Raw genomic sequence first — 13,510 nt, 5'->3', positions numbered from 1 at the left:
CCTCTTGCTTCGTAAATCGGCTTATGAACGCCTCAAGCCTCATGCGCTTGGTTCAAGCGGACCCTGAGGCGTTTGATACGGCGCGGGTCAGCGTCCACCACCTCGAACTCGGGACCGTCAGGATGCGGAATGACTTCGCCCCGAGCCGGCACATGTCCCGCCAACATAAAGACCAAGCCCCCGAGCGTATCGACCTCTTCCTCGTCGATTTCTTCATGAGCCGTAAGATCAAAGCCGATTTCGGCCTGAAACTCGTCGAGGGGTGTGACGGCCTGAGCCATATAGACCCCCGGCTTTTCCCGCACAAAGGTCTGGGCTTCTTCGATATCATGCTCGTCTTCGATCTCGCCTACGACCTGTTCGATCAAGTCCTCGATCGTCACAAGCCCGTCGGTTCCACCGTATTCGTCGATCACCAAAGCCATGTGAATCCGCTCCGCCTGCATCTTCTGCAGAAGAACACCCAAAGGCATCGAAGGCGGCACATAGATCAAAGGACGCAGCATCTCTCGCAGTGAGAAATTCGGCGTATCGCCGTTAAAGCCGAACTTGAGCGCAAAGTCCTTGAGATTGGCAAGACCGATCGGAGTATCGAGCGTGCCGTCATAGACGGGGAGACGTGTTAGGCCGCTTTCGCGGAAAACTTTGACCAATTCATCAAGCTCGATGGTTACGGGAACTGCAACGATTTCGGTCTTGGGGATCGAAACGTCTTCGACCCGCATCTTGCGCAGATTCACGAGACCGGGAACAAAGGGAGCCCTTGCCTGAACGTCGGAACGCTCGACGGTTTGGTCCGTCTCTGTTTCTGCGGGGGAAAGAGCGCCGATGATACGGCTGAAAAAGCCCTTGTTCGCGCTCTCGTTACTGTCATCTTCTTGCGCGCTATGCGCTGCGATAGAAGGACCGTCAGGGGTGTCGGTCATTGTCTCCAAACCTATAGCCGAACTTCGGGTCCGACCTTCAATATTCCGAATATGGGTCTTTAATACCCATTTTGCCAAGTATCTCTGTCTCTATTCCCTCCATTAAAGAAGCATCTGCCTCTCTAATGTGGTCAAAACCCAACAGGTGAAGGACGCCATGTACCATCAAATGGGTGGCGTGATCGGTCAGGGACTTTCCCGCCTCTTCAGCTTCACGGGCGCATGTATCAAAGGAAATGGCGATATCGCCAAGCTCGATCACGCCGAAAATATCGGGTTCGGGCGTTTCAGGGAGCGCGCCCTCAATCTCGGCGCCGCGCTCTTCCGCGGGCCAGGAGAGGACGTTCGTTGCTTTGTCTTTTTCGCGGAAATCAGCGTTGAGCTCTTTGATCCGAGCGTCGCCGCACCCCAGCACCGAGAGTTCGCACTCATCCGCCTCGATTTCCAACCGCTCCAGAACCGCAAGCGCGGCTTTTTCGCAGATAGCCTCGAGCCCGAGGGTAGCCCAGCGTTCGTCGGTGATATCGAGATCGATTTGCATAAGAGCCGTGTTCGCAATCCATTCAGTTCGCCCCGCTCTATCTCGAAGCGCAGCAAACGCCCAGTGGATTTTGTGCCGAGCGCAACGCGGCGCTCGGCGGTGTTTCAGCGCAGCGCAGCTTCTGCATCTGCCTCATAGGCTTCGATGATTGCGGCAACCAGCGGGTGACGCACTACGTCCTTGGAGGTGAAGTAGTTGAAGCTGATCTTGTTGATGCCCTTGAGAAGTCGTTCGGCATCCGCAAGCCCCGACGACACGCCGCGTGGAAGGTCGATCTGGGTTCTGTCGCCCGTGATGACCATACGCGAGCCTTCACCCAGACGGGTGAGGAACATCTTCATCTGCATCGACGTGGCGTTCTGCGCTTCGTCGAGCACCACAAAGGCATTGGAGAGAGTCCGGCCACGCATAAAGGCAAGCGGTGCAATCTCGATGCGCTTTTCCTCGATCAACTTGGCGGTCTGCTTGCCGGGCAAGAAGTCGTTCAGCGCATCATAGAGAGGCTGCATATAGGGGTCGACCTTGTCCTTCATATCACCGGGGAGATACCCGAGCTTTTCACCCGCTTCGACGGCAGGGCGGGAGAGGATGATGCGATCCACCTGCCCCGTGATGAACATGGACACCCCGACCGCAACGGCGAGATAGGTTTTGCCCGTACCCGCAGGGCCTATACCAAAGGCCAGCTCATTCTTGAACAGGGACTGGACATAGGCTTTTTGCGCATCGGTCCGAGGCTCGATGAGCTTTTTACGGGTTTTGATCTCGATCGGTCCGCCCTTGAAAAGCTCCATCTGATCGCCCGCTTGGGGTTCTGTGCCTGCTTCGCTCGCTCCCATCCGAAGTTCGCGGTCAACATCTCCAAGCTCGACGCTCTTGCCGCTTTCGAGCCTGCTGTAGAGGGCGTTGAGAACATCAACGGCAGCTTTGCGCGATCCATCTTCGCCGATCACCAAAAGATGGTTTCCACGGCGCAGGATCTGTATACCCAGTCGTTCCTCTATTTTGGCAAGGTTCTTATCGTATTCACCGCAAAGGTCGATCAGAAGGAAGTTGTCCGGAAACTCGATCGCTGTCTCAGCGATCTCCGGAACGGCGACTGGCGGGGTAAGAACATTAGCTACCAAGCAAGACTCCTGAGTATGTGTGTAAGTTCATCGTGGCAATTTGTGTGCCGTATGGCAAGTAGACACATGATATTGTGACACCGGCATAACGAAGAAAGGCCGCTGGACACGCCAACGGCCTTTCTTTGCTTGGGAATTAAACAATTTTAGAGCGAGTCGGGGATGTTCGACCCTGCCTTGAACGGACCGACAGCCGTATTGGGCTGCGCGACTCCCGAGCAAACGGGGCGACCATCGGGGGTCATGCGCTCGGAAAGATATCCTTCAACGCCATCGTCGATGATCCAATGATCACAACCGTTGGGATCGACCCAGATACCGGCGACAAGCTGGCTAAGGTGCTTTGCATCCTGACCGCCGTCGAACCAACGTTCAGAGCCGGTTCGTGTGCCACCCTCAAGCCCGCAGGCCGCAACGCTGAGCGACAGAGCACCAAGAGCAAGGATTTTTACGAGTTTCATGTCCAGCTCTCCTTAGCGCAGGCAGTAGATTTCAACACGGCGGTTCTGCTGCATCCCAGCAGCCGACCCGTTGTCCGCACGAGGCCGACGCTCGCCAAAACCTTTGACGTCAACCACGCGGGCACCGACAGACTGTGCGATCGAAGCGACCGCGTTGGCGCGGTTGTTGGACAAACGCATGTTGTATTCATCCGAAGCGCGGCTGTCCGTGTGTCCGTAGATGAGATAGCCGTATGCGCCTGTCGAACGGAAGAAATTCGCGAGCGTTTCGCGTCCGGTGGCGTTGATATGGTATTTGTCGGTCTGGAACAGCTGATCCGAGGGGACGATCCCGCAAATCTCGGAGCGGTGACACACCGGCGAGCCATCACGGTTGCGATGCGGAGACATGTAGCCTTCGAAGCCGTCATCCATGACCCAATGCTCACATCCGTCGGGATCGATCCAGACGGTGGGCGTCATCTCTGTGCCGACGATGGTATTTTGTGCGTGAAGTGCGGGTGCGAACGTCAGGGACAGCACCCCAGCCATTACACCAGCCATAGTCATGCGAGCGGCTTGAAACATCGCAATTTCCCCAATCAAAACTCAAGGCAAATGCGCATGCCACAAGACGCCACGCAAAGCTGCCAAACTTAACCTTTAGGATAGCCTATTACTGTCCTATTGGAAGCTAAATCTCGCCTGAATTCGGGAAATTTTCGCAACAAATTGCCCCACTAGGCGGAATTGTTTCCACATATGGTGGTATACGGCAAATTTGATGAAACTTTTAGACCAGCACACCGCCAAGTGAGTTCGGCCCGCTCTCTTTGATCCGCACTTTGTGGATCTTGCCAAGTGCTTCTTCCGGAGCCTCGACGTAGCAAGCATGAAGATACTCGGTCTTGCCGATCAACTGTCCTGCCATGCGCCCTTTCTTCTCGAAGAGCACATTCACCTCGCGGCCGACCATGGAGTCCTGGGTGTCGCGCTGCTGCTTGGTGATCAATGCCTGAAGCTCTTGCAGACGGGCATCCATGAGATCATCGGGCAGTTGCGGCTTTTCCGCTGCGGGCGTGCCCGGTCGCGTCGAATATTTGAAGGTAAAAGCCATTCCGTAGTTGACCTGCCGGATGAGATCCATCGTGTCCTCGAAGTCCTGATCCGTCTCGCCGGGAAAGCCGACGATGAAATCACCGGACAGAACAAGATCGGGACGCGCACCGCGAATGCGGTCGATCAAGCGGAAATAGTCGTCGCGCGTGTGCTTGCGGTTCATCGCCTTGAGGATCTTATCGCTGCCCGATTGCACAGGAAGGTGCAGATAGGGCATCAGCTTTTCACAGGTGCCGTGCGCTTCGATCAACGCATCGTCCATGTCGTTGGGATGCGATGTGGTAAAGCGGATGCGGTCGAGACCGTCGATCTCGGCGAGGTCCCAGATAAGCCCCGCCAAGCCTTTGTCATGCCCATGATAGGCGTTCACATTTTGGCCGAGCAGAGTGATCTCCCGCACACCTGCTTCGACCAGATCGCGCGCCTCGGCAAGGATACGATCCTTGGGGCGGCTGACTTCCGCGCCGCGGGTATAGGGAACGACGCAAAAGGCACAAAACTTGTCACAGCCTTCTTGCACGGTGAGGAACGCGGTGGGGCCGCGCTTGGCCTTTGCGCGGGTTTTGTTCAGGATCGCGAACTTATCTTCCTCGGGAAAATCGGTATCGAGTGCCTTGGCGCCCGACTGGATCGCCGTCTCCATATCGGGAAGACGGTGATAGGTTTGCGGCCCGACCACGAGATCGACCACAGGCGCACGGCGCATGATCTCCTGACCTTCGGCCTGCGCGACACAGCCCGCCACCCCGATCTTGAGATTGGGATTCACATCCTTGAGCGGCTTGAGCCGACCAAGCTCGGAATAAACCTTTTCCGCTGCTTTTTCGCGAATATGACAGGTATTGAGCAGGATCATATCCGCCTCTTCCTGCTTCTCCGTCTGGACATAGCCCTTGCTGCCCAGCGCTTCGGCCATACGCTCGGAGTCGTAAACATTCATCTGGCAACCATAGGTCTTGATGAAAAGTTTCTTGGTCTCGGACATGGTTTCACCCTGTAGATGCAGCGATAAAGGGAATTTCCGCTCTCTATAGGACAGCCGAGCGGCTTGCAATGCCGCGCGAATTAACGGAACCTAAGCGCGAAACCCGCAAATCAGGCACATGCGCTACTCCAGTCTCAGTGAATTCTTGAACAAAGGCTCCCAAGGGATCAAAGGTCCCGTGGCCATCATCCTATGCGATGACGAGGTCGAGATCGATACGACCGTGCGTCACCACATCGACCTCGGGTTCAAGAAAATCATCTGCGTGGCATCGGAAGAAATCGCGATCCCCTCGACCGTTCTCGACAAAGTGGACGTGATCGTTTTCGACATGTCACGCGAAGCGGCGCTTGAAAACGTGATGAACCCGCTGATCGGAGCACTCAAAACCCAATGGCTCTATTATTGCTATAACGCGGAATATCTGTTCTTTCCGTTTTGCGAACATCGCAATGTTCTGGAACTTATGCTCTTCAATCTCGAAGAGCGGCGCGAGGCGCTTCTTGCCTATGTCGTCGATCTTTATGCCGAGGATTTGAACAGGCACCCGAATGCGGTTTCGCTTGATACCGCGATGCTCGACAAGACGGGGTATTACGGTTTGGCTCGGCCCGATCCCGCCAACCACAACCACCCCAAGGAGCGGCAACTGGATTTCTACGGCGGCCTGAGATGGCGGTTTGAAGAACATATTCCGGCCTCGCGCCGGAGGATCGACCGTATTCCGCTCTTTCTTGCCAAAGAGGGTCTCAAGATCCGCAAAGACCACACGTTGTCCGATGAAGAGATGAACACCTATGCCTGCCCTTGGCATAACAACATCACGGCTGCGATCGCGTCCTTCCGCACGGCTAAAGCGCTCAAGCGTAACCCCGGTTCCACCTATGATATCCATACGTTCAAGTGGCATAACTCGGTGCGCTTCACGTGGCATTCACAGCAACTCCTCGATCTTGGCTTGATGGAACCCGGCCAGTGGTTCTAGATGGCGGCAACAACGGCCTGAAACTGCGTCGGGTTTGACGCACCGGACAGCCAATAGGGTTCCACCATTGACCGACAGTTTGCCCCAGCCTAACCAGAGGCCGCTTCTCGCCATTATGCTCGTTGCCGTAACCACGCTGTTTTTTGCGGCGGCAGACACCATCGGCAAAGAAATGGCGATGAAATACCCCGTGCCCGTGATGCAGGCGATCCGCTATCTCGCGAGCACGGTTCTGCTTTTTGCGTTCGTTTATCCCAAGATCGGGGCGCGCCTCTGGCAGACCCAAAAAACGAAACAAGTGATGTTTCGGGGGCTGCTGCTTTCTTTTGCATCGCTCACTATGGGACACGCTCTTCGTTTGATCCCTGTGGGCGAGGCCGTGTCGATCCTTTACCTCTCTCCCTTTGCAGTGATGGCGCTTGCTGTTCCGCTTTTCGGCGAAAAGGTCTCGCCGCTTGGATGGTTCCTTGCGGTTCTCGGGTTCAGCGGAGTTCTTCTGGTGCTCCGACCGGGAGGCGGTCTTGACCCTGTCGGCGTCATCTATGCCGTCGTCAATGCAGGCATCGCGACCGCGTTCCACCTTATGACCCGATCGCTTTCGAAAACCGAAAGCGCGATTGCCATGTTGTTTTACGCGACGATCAACGGGGCGGCGTTCTTCGTTCTGACCTCGATCCCGCACCTGTCCGGCCCCGTCCCCGCACTCTTCGATATCGGCTTGATGGTCCTGATGGGCCTTTTTGCGACGCTCGGGCACTTCTTCTTTGCCGCCGCCTATAAAATCGCACCCGCATCGCTCGTCGCGCCGATCAACTACATGCATATCGTTTGGGCAGCGGTTCTGGGCTGGCTGGTGTTCAATCACCTGCCCGATCGCGTTTCAGTTTTCGGTATGGCACTGATCATCGTTGCGGGCGCCGCGCTTGCGCTGAACGCCCACTACGTCAAAGGACGGACAAAAATCTGATCAGGATTTGCGGCGCAGTCGGATCACAACGTCGACCGCAGCGATTTCAGCGCCTTCAGGTGGCTCGGGGAGATTGAGAATCTCGAGCTGCCCTTCGGCTGCGTCCGTCAGGGTCGCGGTATCTTCCCAATAGAAATGCGGATGGTCGCTCATGTTGGTATCGAAATAGCTCTTGGCGCCATCGACGGTAATCTCGCGCATGAGACCCGCATCACAGAACGCACGCAGCGTATTGTAAACCGTTGCCAATGATACCTTTTCACCGCTGCTCGATGCAGCTTCGTAAAGCCATTCTGCGGTCACATGGCGGTCTTGCCCGTCGCCGACCAGCAACGTTGCAAGAGCCACACGTTGCTTGGTGGGGCGCAGTCCAACGGCATTCAGCCACTCAGTTCCGCGATGTGTCTCGTTGTCGAGCATGGGCATCAGTCTCCTTGACTGTCTAGCATATGGTCGAATGCCCACCGGTTTCAATTGAAAATCACCATTTTGCCTGTCGCACGCGCCAGACTTGCCCCGCATTGACGCAGAGTGATAAAGGGGATGCAACAGGAACACTCAAGAATGGACACGACCGTATGGCCCAATATCCGAGCAGCTTTAGCAAAGAAGATCTTCTGAAATGCGCCCGCGGCGAGCTTTTCGGTCCGGGAAATGCGCAGCTGCCCGCGCCGCCGATGCTCATGATGGATCGCATCACAGAAATTTCCGAGGACGGCGGTCTTCACGGCAAGGGCCATGTGGTTGCGGAATTCGACATCAATCCCGACCTTTGGTTCTTCGAGTGCCATTTCCCGAACAACCCGATCATGCCCGGATGCCTCGGTCTCGACGGCCTGTGGCAGCTGACCGGCTTCAACCTTGGCTGGCGCGGCTGGGAAGGTCGCGGATATGCGCTCGGGGTCGGCGAAGTAAAACTGACGGGCATGGTGCGCCCCGACCGCAAGATGCTCACCTATAAGGTCGACTTCACCAAAGCTGTCCAGACCCGCCGTCTTACGATGGGTGTGGCCGACGGGATCGTCGAGGCCGACGGCGAAGTCATTTATCAGGTCAAGGATATGAAAGTCGCTCTATCGACCTCCTAAACCAGCCTATTCGTCGAAACAAACACGCCCCCGAATGCTCGTTCGGGGGTTTTTCTTTGCTGGAAAACGGTTTGAACCCGCTGGACGCAGAGTCGCACGGGCGTAATCTGCGCTTTCATCTGTTGCACCTTCGACCCTCTATGGCCTACACACGAAGCCAAGTTATTCAAGGAGGCTTTTAATGCGCCGCGTCGTCGTCACGGGTCTGGGGATCGTTTCCCCGATTGGCAATAACGCCCAAGAGGTTGAGGCATCCCTTCGCGCCGGAAAATCCGGCATCGAAGCAAGCCCTGATATGGCAGAACGCGGGTTTCGGAGCCAGATCGCAGGGACCGTCAAGATCGACGTAACCGAGCATGTGGACAAACGCGCACTGCGTTTCATGGGACCCGGTGCTGCCTATGCCTATATCTCAATGCAGCAGGCGATCGCGGACTCGGGCCTGACCGAGGATCAGGTTTCGAACGTTCGCACAGGTCTTGTTGCGGGTTCGGGCGGTCCTTCGACCAGCGCCATGTATGCCGCTCATCAAGTTGTCGACAACTCTGGTTCGCCCAAGCGGATCGGGCCCTTTGCCGTGCCCAAGTGCATGTCGTCGACCATTTCGGCGAACCTTTCGACCCAGTTCAAGATCAAGGGGATCAACTATTCGATCACCTCGGCGTGTTCGACCTCGCTGCACTGTATCGGCAACGCCGCTGAACAGATCATGATGGGCAAGCAGGACGTCATGTTCGCAGGCGGCGCCGAAGAGCTCGACTGGACCCTCTCGTGTCTGTTCGACGCCATGGGCGCGATGTCCTCCAAATACAACGACCAGCCGACCAAAGCGTCACGCGCCTTCGATGCCAACCGCGATGGCTTTGTGATTGCGGGCGGCGGCGCGATTGTCGTGCTCGAGGAACTGGAACACGCCAAAGCGCGTGGCGCGAAAATCTATGCCGAAGTCACGGGCTATGCGGCAACCTCGGACGGGCACGACATGGTTGCCCCCTCGGGTGAAGGCGGCGAACGCGCGATGCGACTTGCCCTGCAATCGCTGCCCGAAGGCCGCAAAGTCAGCTATATCAACGCACACGGCACATCGACGCCCGTCGGTGACGTCGGCGAAGTCGAGGCCGTGCGCCGCGTCTTCGGTCAGGGCAGCACTCCGCCGATCTCTTCGACCAAGTCGATGACGGGCCACAGCCAAGGCGCAACGGGTGCATCGGAAGCAGTTTATTGTCTTTTGATGTTGCAGGGTGATTTCATCGCCCCGTCGATCAACGTTGAAACGCTTGATCCGGCAATCGACCCGTCGGAAATCGCAACGTCGCTGGTCGAGAACGCAGGTCTTGATAGCGTCATGACCAACAGCTTCGGCTTTGGCGGCACCAACGGATCGATGATCCTGTCGAAATATCGCGACTGAACGACATAGAACAAACCGATAAACGGCCGCGCCTCTTTTCGGAGCGCGGCCTTTTTGATGCCGTTTCCATACGTTCGCAATGGTGCGACAAAACCTTGGGTCGAGATGCTCGAAGTTTACGCTTCACGGCCCGAAACCCTAGGGTAACTTGACGCTGCGTTCCAAACGCGTCACATCTCAAGAAAATTTGAGGAAATGTTATGATCCAACTGAATGGGAAGCGCGGCCTGATCATGGGCGTCGCAAATGAACGCTCGATCGCTTGGGGCATCGCCAAGGCCTGTGCCGAAGCAGGGGCCGAACTTGCCTTCACCTATCAAGGCGAAGCCTTCGGTAAACGTCTCGAACCGCTTGCCACTTCGGTCGGAAGCGACACGATGATCGACGTCGATGTCACCAACGCCGAGAGCATGGATCTTGCGTTCGACACGCTCAAAGCAAAATGGGGCACTGTCGACTTTATCGTGCACGCGATCGCCTATTCGGACAAAAACGAGCTGACGGGTCGTTTCATCAACACAAGCCGTGCGAATTTCTCGCATTCGCTCGAGATCAGCTGTTTTTCGTTCATCGACGTTGCAAAACGCGCGACCGACCTGATGCCCGAGGGCGGCACCCTGATCACGCTGACCTATGGTGGCTCGAACCGCGTTACTCCCAATTACAATGTGATGGGCGTGGCCAAGGCCGCTCTCGAGTCTTCGGTGCGCTATCTGGCCAATGACCTTGGTCCCCAGAAAATCCGCGTGAACGCCATTTCCCCCGGCCCGATGAAAACGCTCGCAGGGGCCGCCATCGGCGGGGCTCGCGCCACTTATCGCCACACCGAGGAAAACGCACCGCTCCGCTCGAATGCAACGCTCGAAGCCGTGGGCGGCACAGCCGTCTATCTGGTTTCCGATGCAGGGGCCTATACAAGCGGAGAAATCATTCGCGTGGATGGCGGTTTCCACGTTCTCGGCATGCCGCAGCACGAAAATCTCTGATGCTCGAGCTTGTGGTCGCGGCCGCTCTTTGCATCGCAACAGCCAAAGCACTTCGTGGCGGTTGGGCTTTGGCCCAGCTGCCCAAACTCGACAGCAAGGTCCTTTTTCTTGCCGTTATTTCGATCGTGGCGGCTGTGCTGGTCTTTGGGCCGGTATTCGGCGTTCTGATCATCATCGCCGTGATCATCCACGAACTGGGCCATGTCATGGCCTATCGGGTTTGCGGCCACGACGATGCCCGCTTCAGGTTGATCCCGCTCTTGGGCGGTGTGGCAATCTCGAACCGCGCTCCAAAGACCCAAACGGATGACTTCTTCATTACTCTGATGGGGCCCGCAATCGGTTTGGCTCCGATGGTCCTCGCTTTTGCCCTCTCTTATGTGTTGTCGGATGTCGCCCCCGTCGTCGCCGTCATGCTCAGCGCCTTTGGAATGACGGTCGCAGCGCTCAATGCTTTTAACCTGCTTCCGCTTTATCCTTTGGATGGGGGGCGCATGATCCGTCTCGCCACATCGAGCCTCTGGCCTGCAGCCGAGCTTTTTGTAGCCGGCGGAATGGTTGCTTTGCTCGTGCTTTTGGCTGTGGTGATGAAATCGCTGATCATCGGTTTGATCGCACTTATGGGGTTCCAGTCGATCCGCGCCGAAGCCCAGCGCCGCCGCAAGCCCCAGCCCATGAAAAAGGCGACAGCGCTGCTCGCGCTTGCCGCCCATATCTTTACCCTTGCTGCGTTTATTCTCGGCGCTTTGCCGATCATCACGGCATGGGGCAGCTCGATCAGGCTGCTTTGATCTCGACCAGTTCGATTGCAAAGGTCAGGTCTTTGCCTGCCAGCGGGTGATTGGCATCCAGCACGACTTCGACATCATTCGAAGACACGACCACGACGGGCACAATTTGGCCATCAGGCGATTGCATCTGAAGCTGTGTCCCGGGCTCGACCGGAATATGGGCGGGGATTTCCGCGCGCGGAATCGCCTGACGGGCCTCTTCGCGGCTCTCGCCGTATGCTTCAAGGCAAGGCACCTCGACAACCTTTTTGTCGCCGACAGCCATACCCGGAATGGCTTTATCGAGACCGGGAATAATCTGCCCGGAGCCGACGACGAATTCGAGAGGCTCGCGACCTTCCGAGCTGTCGAATGTTTCGCCCGACACAAGAGTTCCTGTGTAATGAATGCGTACTGTATCGCCCGCTTTGACTTGGGTCATAAGGTCTCTCCGAATTTTTGGGGGAATGAATAAACGAGGCCGCGTCTTTGCGGGTGCTCGAAGCGATGCCCTCTAATTAGGCATTATTCGCGCTTATTGCAAACCGGCGACAGGAAAACCTTGTTTCATCCCCAAGGCGGGGTCAGTCTGTTTTCGAAACGGGAGGACAATATGAGCATCACGACATGCGTCTTTGACGCATACGGCACGATTTTCGACGTGAACTCGGCGGCGCGCCGTGCAGCAGAGCGCCCCGAGCAAAATGCGCTTACCCATGTTTGGCCGCGTCTTGCCGCCGACTGGCGTATGAAGCAGCTCCAATACACGTGGCTTCGCGCGATCACGGGACATCACACCGATTTCTGGCAAGTGACCAAAGACGGTCTTGACTGGGCAATGGAGGCCCAAGGCATTGAGGATCCTATTTTGCGCGAAACACTTTTGGCTCTCTATTGGGAGCTCGAAGCCTTTCCCGAAGTTCCGCAAATGCTGAGCGATCTCAAAGATCGTGGAATGACCTGTGCGATCTTGTCGAACGGGTCGCCCGACATGCTTGAAGGTGTGGTCGAGTTCGCAGGGATCCAAGGCCTTCTTGACTCGGTGATCTCGGTGGAGTCCGTCGGGATCTTCAAACCGTCGGCCAAGGTTTATGACCTTGTCCCCGAGACACTGGGATGCGCCGCAAACGAGGTGCTTTTTGTCTCGTCGAATGGATGGGACATTGCGGGGGCCTCGGCTTATGGTTTCAAGACCGTTTGGGTCAACCGTGTCGGCGAACCGATCGATCGGCTCTTTGCAAATCCGCACCACGTCCTTTCCGATCTGACGACCTTAGCGGAGCTTATCTGATGGCCACCTTCCAGACACGCGACGGCGTTTGTCTCCATTACACCGAAACGGGCCAAGGGCTGCCGGTTCTGGCTATTCCGGGACTGACGCGAAACTCGACCGACTTCAATCATGTCGCCCCGCATCTCGAAGGAATTCGACTGATACGGATCGACCTCAGAGGGCGCGGGCTCTCGGAATGGGCACCCCCCGAGACCTATACCGTGGTGCAGGAAGCCACTGACGTCCTCGACCTTTTGGACCACCTCGGGCTTGAAAAAACCGCCGTTTTGGGAACATCGCGTGGCGGTCTGATCGCCATGTATATGGCTTTTGCCCACAAAGACCGCCTGTCGGGCGCGTTGCTCAACGATATAGGCCCCAAGATCGAGGCGAGCGGCCTTCGGATCATCAGCAGCTATGTCGGCAAAAATCCCGCACAGCAAACCTATGACGAAGCTGCGGAAGCGCGTGCAAAACTCTGGAAGGGGTTTCGAAACGTTCCGATGTCGCGCTGGCGCGCTGAAGTCGAGCAGCATTACCGCGAGACACCGAACGGGCTCGTCGCTCGGTATGATCCGCGACTTGGCGAGAGCTTTAGTCAGGACTTCGACGGCGAGGTGCCGACCGCTTGGCCGCTTTTCGACGCTCTGGACGGACTTCCAACGGCACTTTTGCGCGGAGAAACCTCGGATATCCTCTCGAGAGAAACGGCCGAAGAGATGAAGGCCCGTCGCCCTGATCTGATCTATGGAGAGGTCGAAGGACGTGGCCATGTGCCGTTCCTCGACGAACCCCAATCGCTTGAAGTGATCGATGACTGGATCGAAGCGTTACATAGAACCAGTCGTGCTTCCTGACTTGACCTCGACAAGGGCGCGGCCCATGTTCCGCC

Annotated in this window: 16 protein-coding genes; 8 read left to right on the top strand and 8 right to left on the bottom strand. The window is 56.7% G+C overall.

What is annotated here, in order from left to right; translation table 11 throughout:
- Positions 1 to 32: 32 nt before the first annotated feature.
- The 6 genes from QQG91_RS01675 to miaB form a co-directional block, all read right to left on the bottom strand.
- On the bottom strand, positions 33 to 926 hold the full coding sequence (locus QQG91_RS01675; RefSeq protein WP_285771252.1) for a CBS domain-containing protein: 894 nt from the start codon (positions 924 to 926) through the stop codon (positions 33 to 35).
- 37 nt (positions 927 to 963) lie between these two features.
- The gene (ybeY, locus tag QQG91_RS01670; protein ID WP_285771251.1) at positions 964 to 1,467 is read right to left on the bottom strand and encodes an rRNA maturation RNase YbeY; all 504 of its coding nucleotides are present in this window, start codon (positions 1,465 to 1,467) and stop codon (positions 964 to 966) included.
- Between the two features lie 104 nt (positions 1,468 to 1,571).
- Positions 1,572 to 2,594: a PhoH family protein gene (locus QQG91_RS01665; protein ID WP_285771250.1), complete on the bottom strand. Its 1,023-nt coding sequence runs from the start codon at positions 2,592 to 2,594 to the stop codon at positions 1,572 to 1,574.
- A gap of 146 nt (positions 2,595 to 2,740) precedes the next feature.
- Positions 2,741 to 3,055 carry a hypothetical protein gene (locus QQG91_RS01660; RefSeq protein ID WP_285771249.1) on the bottom strand — a complete coding sequence of 105 codons (315 nt, stop codon included), beginning with the start codon at positions 3,053 to 3,055 and terminating at the stop codon, positions 2,741 to 2,743.
- Positions 3,056 to 3,067: 12 nt separating this feature from the next.
- The gene (locus tag QQG91_RS01655) at positions 3,068 to 3,622 is read right to left on the bottom strand and encodes an OmpA family protein (RefSeq protein ID WP_285771248.1); all 555 of its coding nucleotides are present in this window, start codon (positions 3,620 to 3,622) and stop codon (positions 3,068 to 3,070) included.
- A gap of 205 nt (positions 3,623 to 3,827) precedes the next feature.
- On the bottom strand, positions 3,828 to 5,138 hold the full coding sequence (gene miaB, locus QQG91_RS01650) for a tRNA (N6-isopentenyl adenosine(37)-C2)-methylthiotransferase MiaB (RefSeq protein ID WP_285771247.1): 1,311 nt from the start codon (positions 5,136 to 5,138) through the stop codon (positions 3,828 to 3,830).
- A 118-nt stretch (positions 5,139 to 5,256) separates the two neighbouring features.
- On the opposite strand from miaB, the gene QQG91_RS01645 reads away from it, so the two are divergent.
- Positions 5,257 to 6,123, top strand: a complete 867-nt coding sequence (locus QQG91_RS01645) for a hypothetical protein (RefSeq protein ID WP_285771246.1) — start codon at positions 5,257 to 5,259, stop codon at positions 6,121 to 6,123.
- A 67-nt stretch (positions 6,124 to 6,190) separates the two neighbouring features.
- Entirely contained in the window at positions 6,191 to 7,090 is a 900-nt protein-coding gene (locus QQG91_RS01640; protein WP_285771245.1) for a DMT family transporter, read from the top strand.
- Here the strand turns inward: QQG91_RS01640 and irrA are convergent, their stop codons facing one another.
- Positions 7,091 to 7,510: an iron response transcriptional regulator IrrA gene (gene irrA / locus QQG91_RS01635; RefSeq protein ID WP_285772299.1), complete on the bottom strand. Its 420-nt coding sequence runs from the start codon at positions 7,508 to 7,510 to the stop codon at positions 7,091 to 7,093.
- Between the two features lie 158 nt (positions 7,511 to 7,668).
- Here irrA and fabA point away from each other — a divergent pair, with 158 nt between their 5' ends.
- The 4 genes from fabA (at position 7,669) to QQG91_RS01615 (ending at position 11,366) form a co-directional block, all read left to right on the top strand.
- Entirely contained in the window at positions 7,669 to 8,178 is a 510-nt protein-coding gene (gene fabA / locus QQG91_RS01630) for a bifunctional 3-hydroxydecanoyl-ACP dehydratase/trans-2-decenoyl-ACP isomerase (protein WP_285771244.1), read from the top strand.
- A 181-nt stretch (positions 8,179 to 8,359) separates the two neighbouring features.
- Positions 8,360 to 9,589, top strand: a complete 1,230-nt coding sequence (gene fabB / locus QQG91_RS01625; RefSeq protein WP_285771243.1) for a beta-ketoacyl-ACP synthase I — start codon at positions 8,360 to 8,362, stop codon at positions 9,587 to 9,589.
- Between the two features lie 200 nt (positions 9,590 to 9,789).
- The gene (locus QQG91_RS01620) at positions 9,790 to 10,575 is read left to right on the top strand and encodes an enoyl-ACP reductase FabI (RefSeq protein WP_285771242.1); all 786 of its coding nucleotides are present in this window, start codon (positions 9,790 to 9,792) and stop codon (positions 10,573 to 10,575) included.
- Positions 10,575 to 11,366: a metalloprotease gene (locus QQG91_RS01615; RefSeq protein WP_285771241.1), complete on the top strand. Its 792-nt coding sequence runs from the start codon at positions 10,575 to 10,577 to the stop codon at positions 11,364 to 11,366. Before QQG91_RS01620 ends, QQG91_RS01615 begins: the two co-directional genes overlap by 1 nt.
- Here the strand turns inward: QQG91_RS01615 and QQG91_RS01610 are convergent.
- Positions 11,353 to 11,787 carry an FKBP-type peptidyl-prolyl cis-trans isomerase gene (locus QQG91_RS01610; RefSeq protein ID WP_285771240.1) on the bottom strand — a complete coding sequence of 145 codons (435 nt, stop codon included), beginning with the start codon at positions 11,785 to 11,787 and terminating at the stop codon, positions 11,353 to 11,355. The genes QQG91_RS01615 and QQG91_RS01610 overlap by 14 nt on opposite strands.
- A 171-nt stretch (positions 11,788 to 11,958) precedes the next feature.
- Here QQG91_RS01610 and QQG91_RS01605 point away from each other — a divergent pair, with 171 nt between their 5' ends.
- Positions 11,959 to 12,636: a haloacid dehalogenase type II gene (locus QQG91_RS01605; protein WP_285771239.1), complete on the top strand. Its 678-nt coding sequence runs from the start codon at positions 11,959 to 11,961 to the stop codon at positions 12,634 to 12,636.
- Complete coding sequence (locus QQG91_RS01600) at positions 12,636 to 13,475, top strand: alpha/beta fold hydrolase (RefSeq protein ID WP_285771238.1); 840 nt, start codon at positions 12,636 to 12,638, stop codon at positions 13,473 to 13,475. Before QQG91_RS01605 ends, QQG91_RS01600 begins: the two co-directional genes overlap by 1 nt.
- The last annotated feature ends 35 nt before the right edge of the window (positions 13,476 to 13,510 follow it).

Source organism: Marivivens sp. LCG002 (assembly GCF_030264275.1).
GTDB lineage: Bacteria > Pseudomonadota > Alphaproteobacteria > Rhodobacterales > Rhodobacteraceae > Marivivens.
The sequence above is the reverse complement of the archived record's forward strand: the minus strand, read 5'-3'. Positions and strand labels throughout refer to the sequence as shown.

Coding starts and splice junctions, on each gene's coding strand:
- QQG91_RS01620 (WP_285771242.1), top strand. CDS start 9,790: ATGATCCAACTGAATGGGAAGCGCGGCCTGATCATGGGCGTCGCAAAT.
- QQG91_RS01675 (WP_285771252.1), bottom strand. CDS start 926: ATGACCGACACCCCTGACGGTCCTTCTATCGCAGCGCATAGCGCGCAA.
- QQG91_RS01655 (WP_285771248.1), bottom strand. CDS start 3,622: ATGTTTCAAGCCGCTCGCATGACTATGGCTGGTGTAATGGCTGGGGTG.
- fabB (WP_285771243.1), top strand. CDS start 8,360: ATGCGCCGCGTCGTCGTCACGGGTCTGGGGATCGTTTCCCCGATTGGC.
- QQG91_RS01600 (WP_285771238.1), top strand. CDS start 12,636: ATGGCCACCTTCCAGACACGCGACGGCGTTTGTCTCCATTACACCGAA.
- QQG91_RS01660 (WP_285771249.1), bottom strand. CDS start 3,055: ATGAAACTCGTAAAAATCCTTGCTCTTGGTGCTCTGTCGCTCAGCGTT.
- ybeY (WP_285771251.1), bottom strand. CDS start 1,467: ATGCAAATCGATCTCGATATCACCGACGAACGCTGGGCTACCCTCGGG.
- QQG91_RS01645 (WP_285771246.1), top strand. CDS start 5,257: ATGCGCTACTCCAGTCTCAGTGAATTCTTGAACAAAGGCTCCCAAGGG.
- irrA (WP_285772299.1), bottom strand. CDS start 7,510: ATGCTCGACAACGAGACACATCGCGGAACTGAGTGGCTGAATGCCGTT.
- miaB (WP_285771247.1), bottom strand. CDS start 5,138: ATGTCCGAGACCAAGAAACTTTTCATCAAGACCTATGGTTGCCAGATG.
- QQG91_RS01605 (WP_285771239.1), top strand. CDS start 11,959: ATGAGCATCACGACATGCGTCTTTGACGCATACGGCACGATTTTCGAC.
- QQG91_RS01610 (WP_285771240.1), bottom strand. CDS start 11,787: ATGACCCAAGTCAAAGCGGGCGATACAGTACGCATTCATTACACAGGA.
- fabA (WP_285771244.1), top strand. CDS start 7,669: ATGGCCCAATATCCGAGCAGCTTTAGCAAAGAAGATCTTCTGAAATGC.
- QQG91_RS01615 (WP_285771241.1), top strand. CDS start 10,575: ATGCTCGAGCTTGTGGTCGCGGCCGCTCTTTGCATCGCAACAGCCAAA.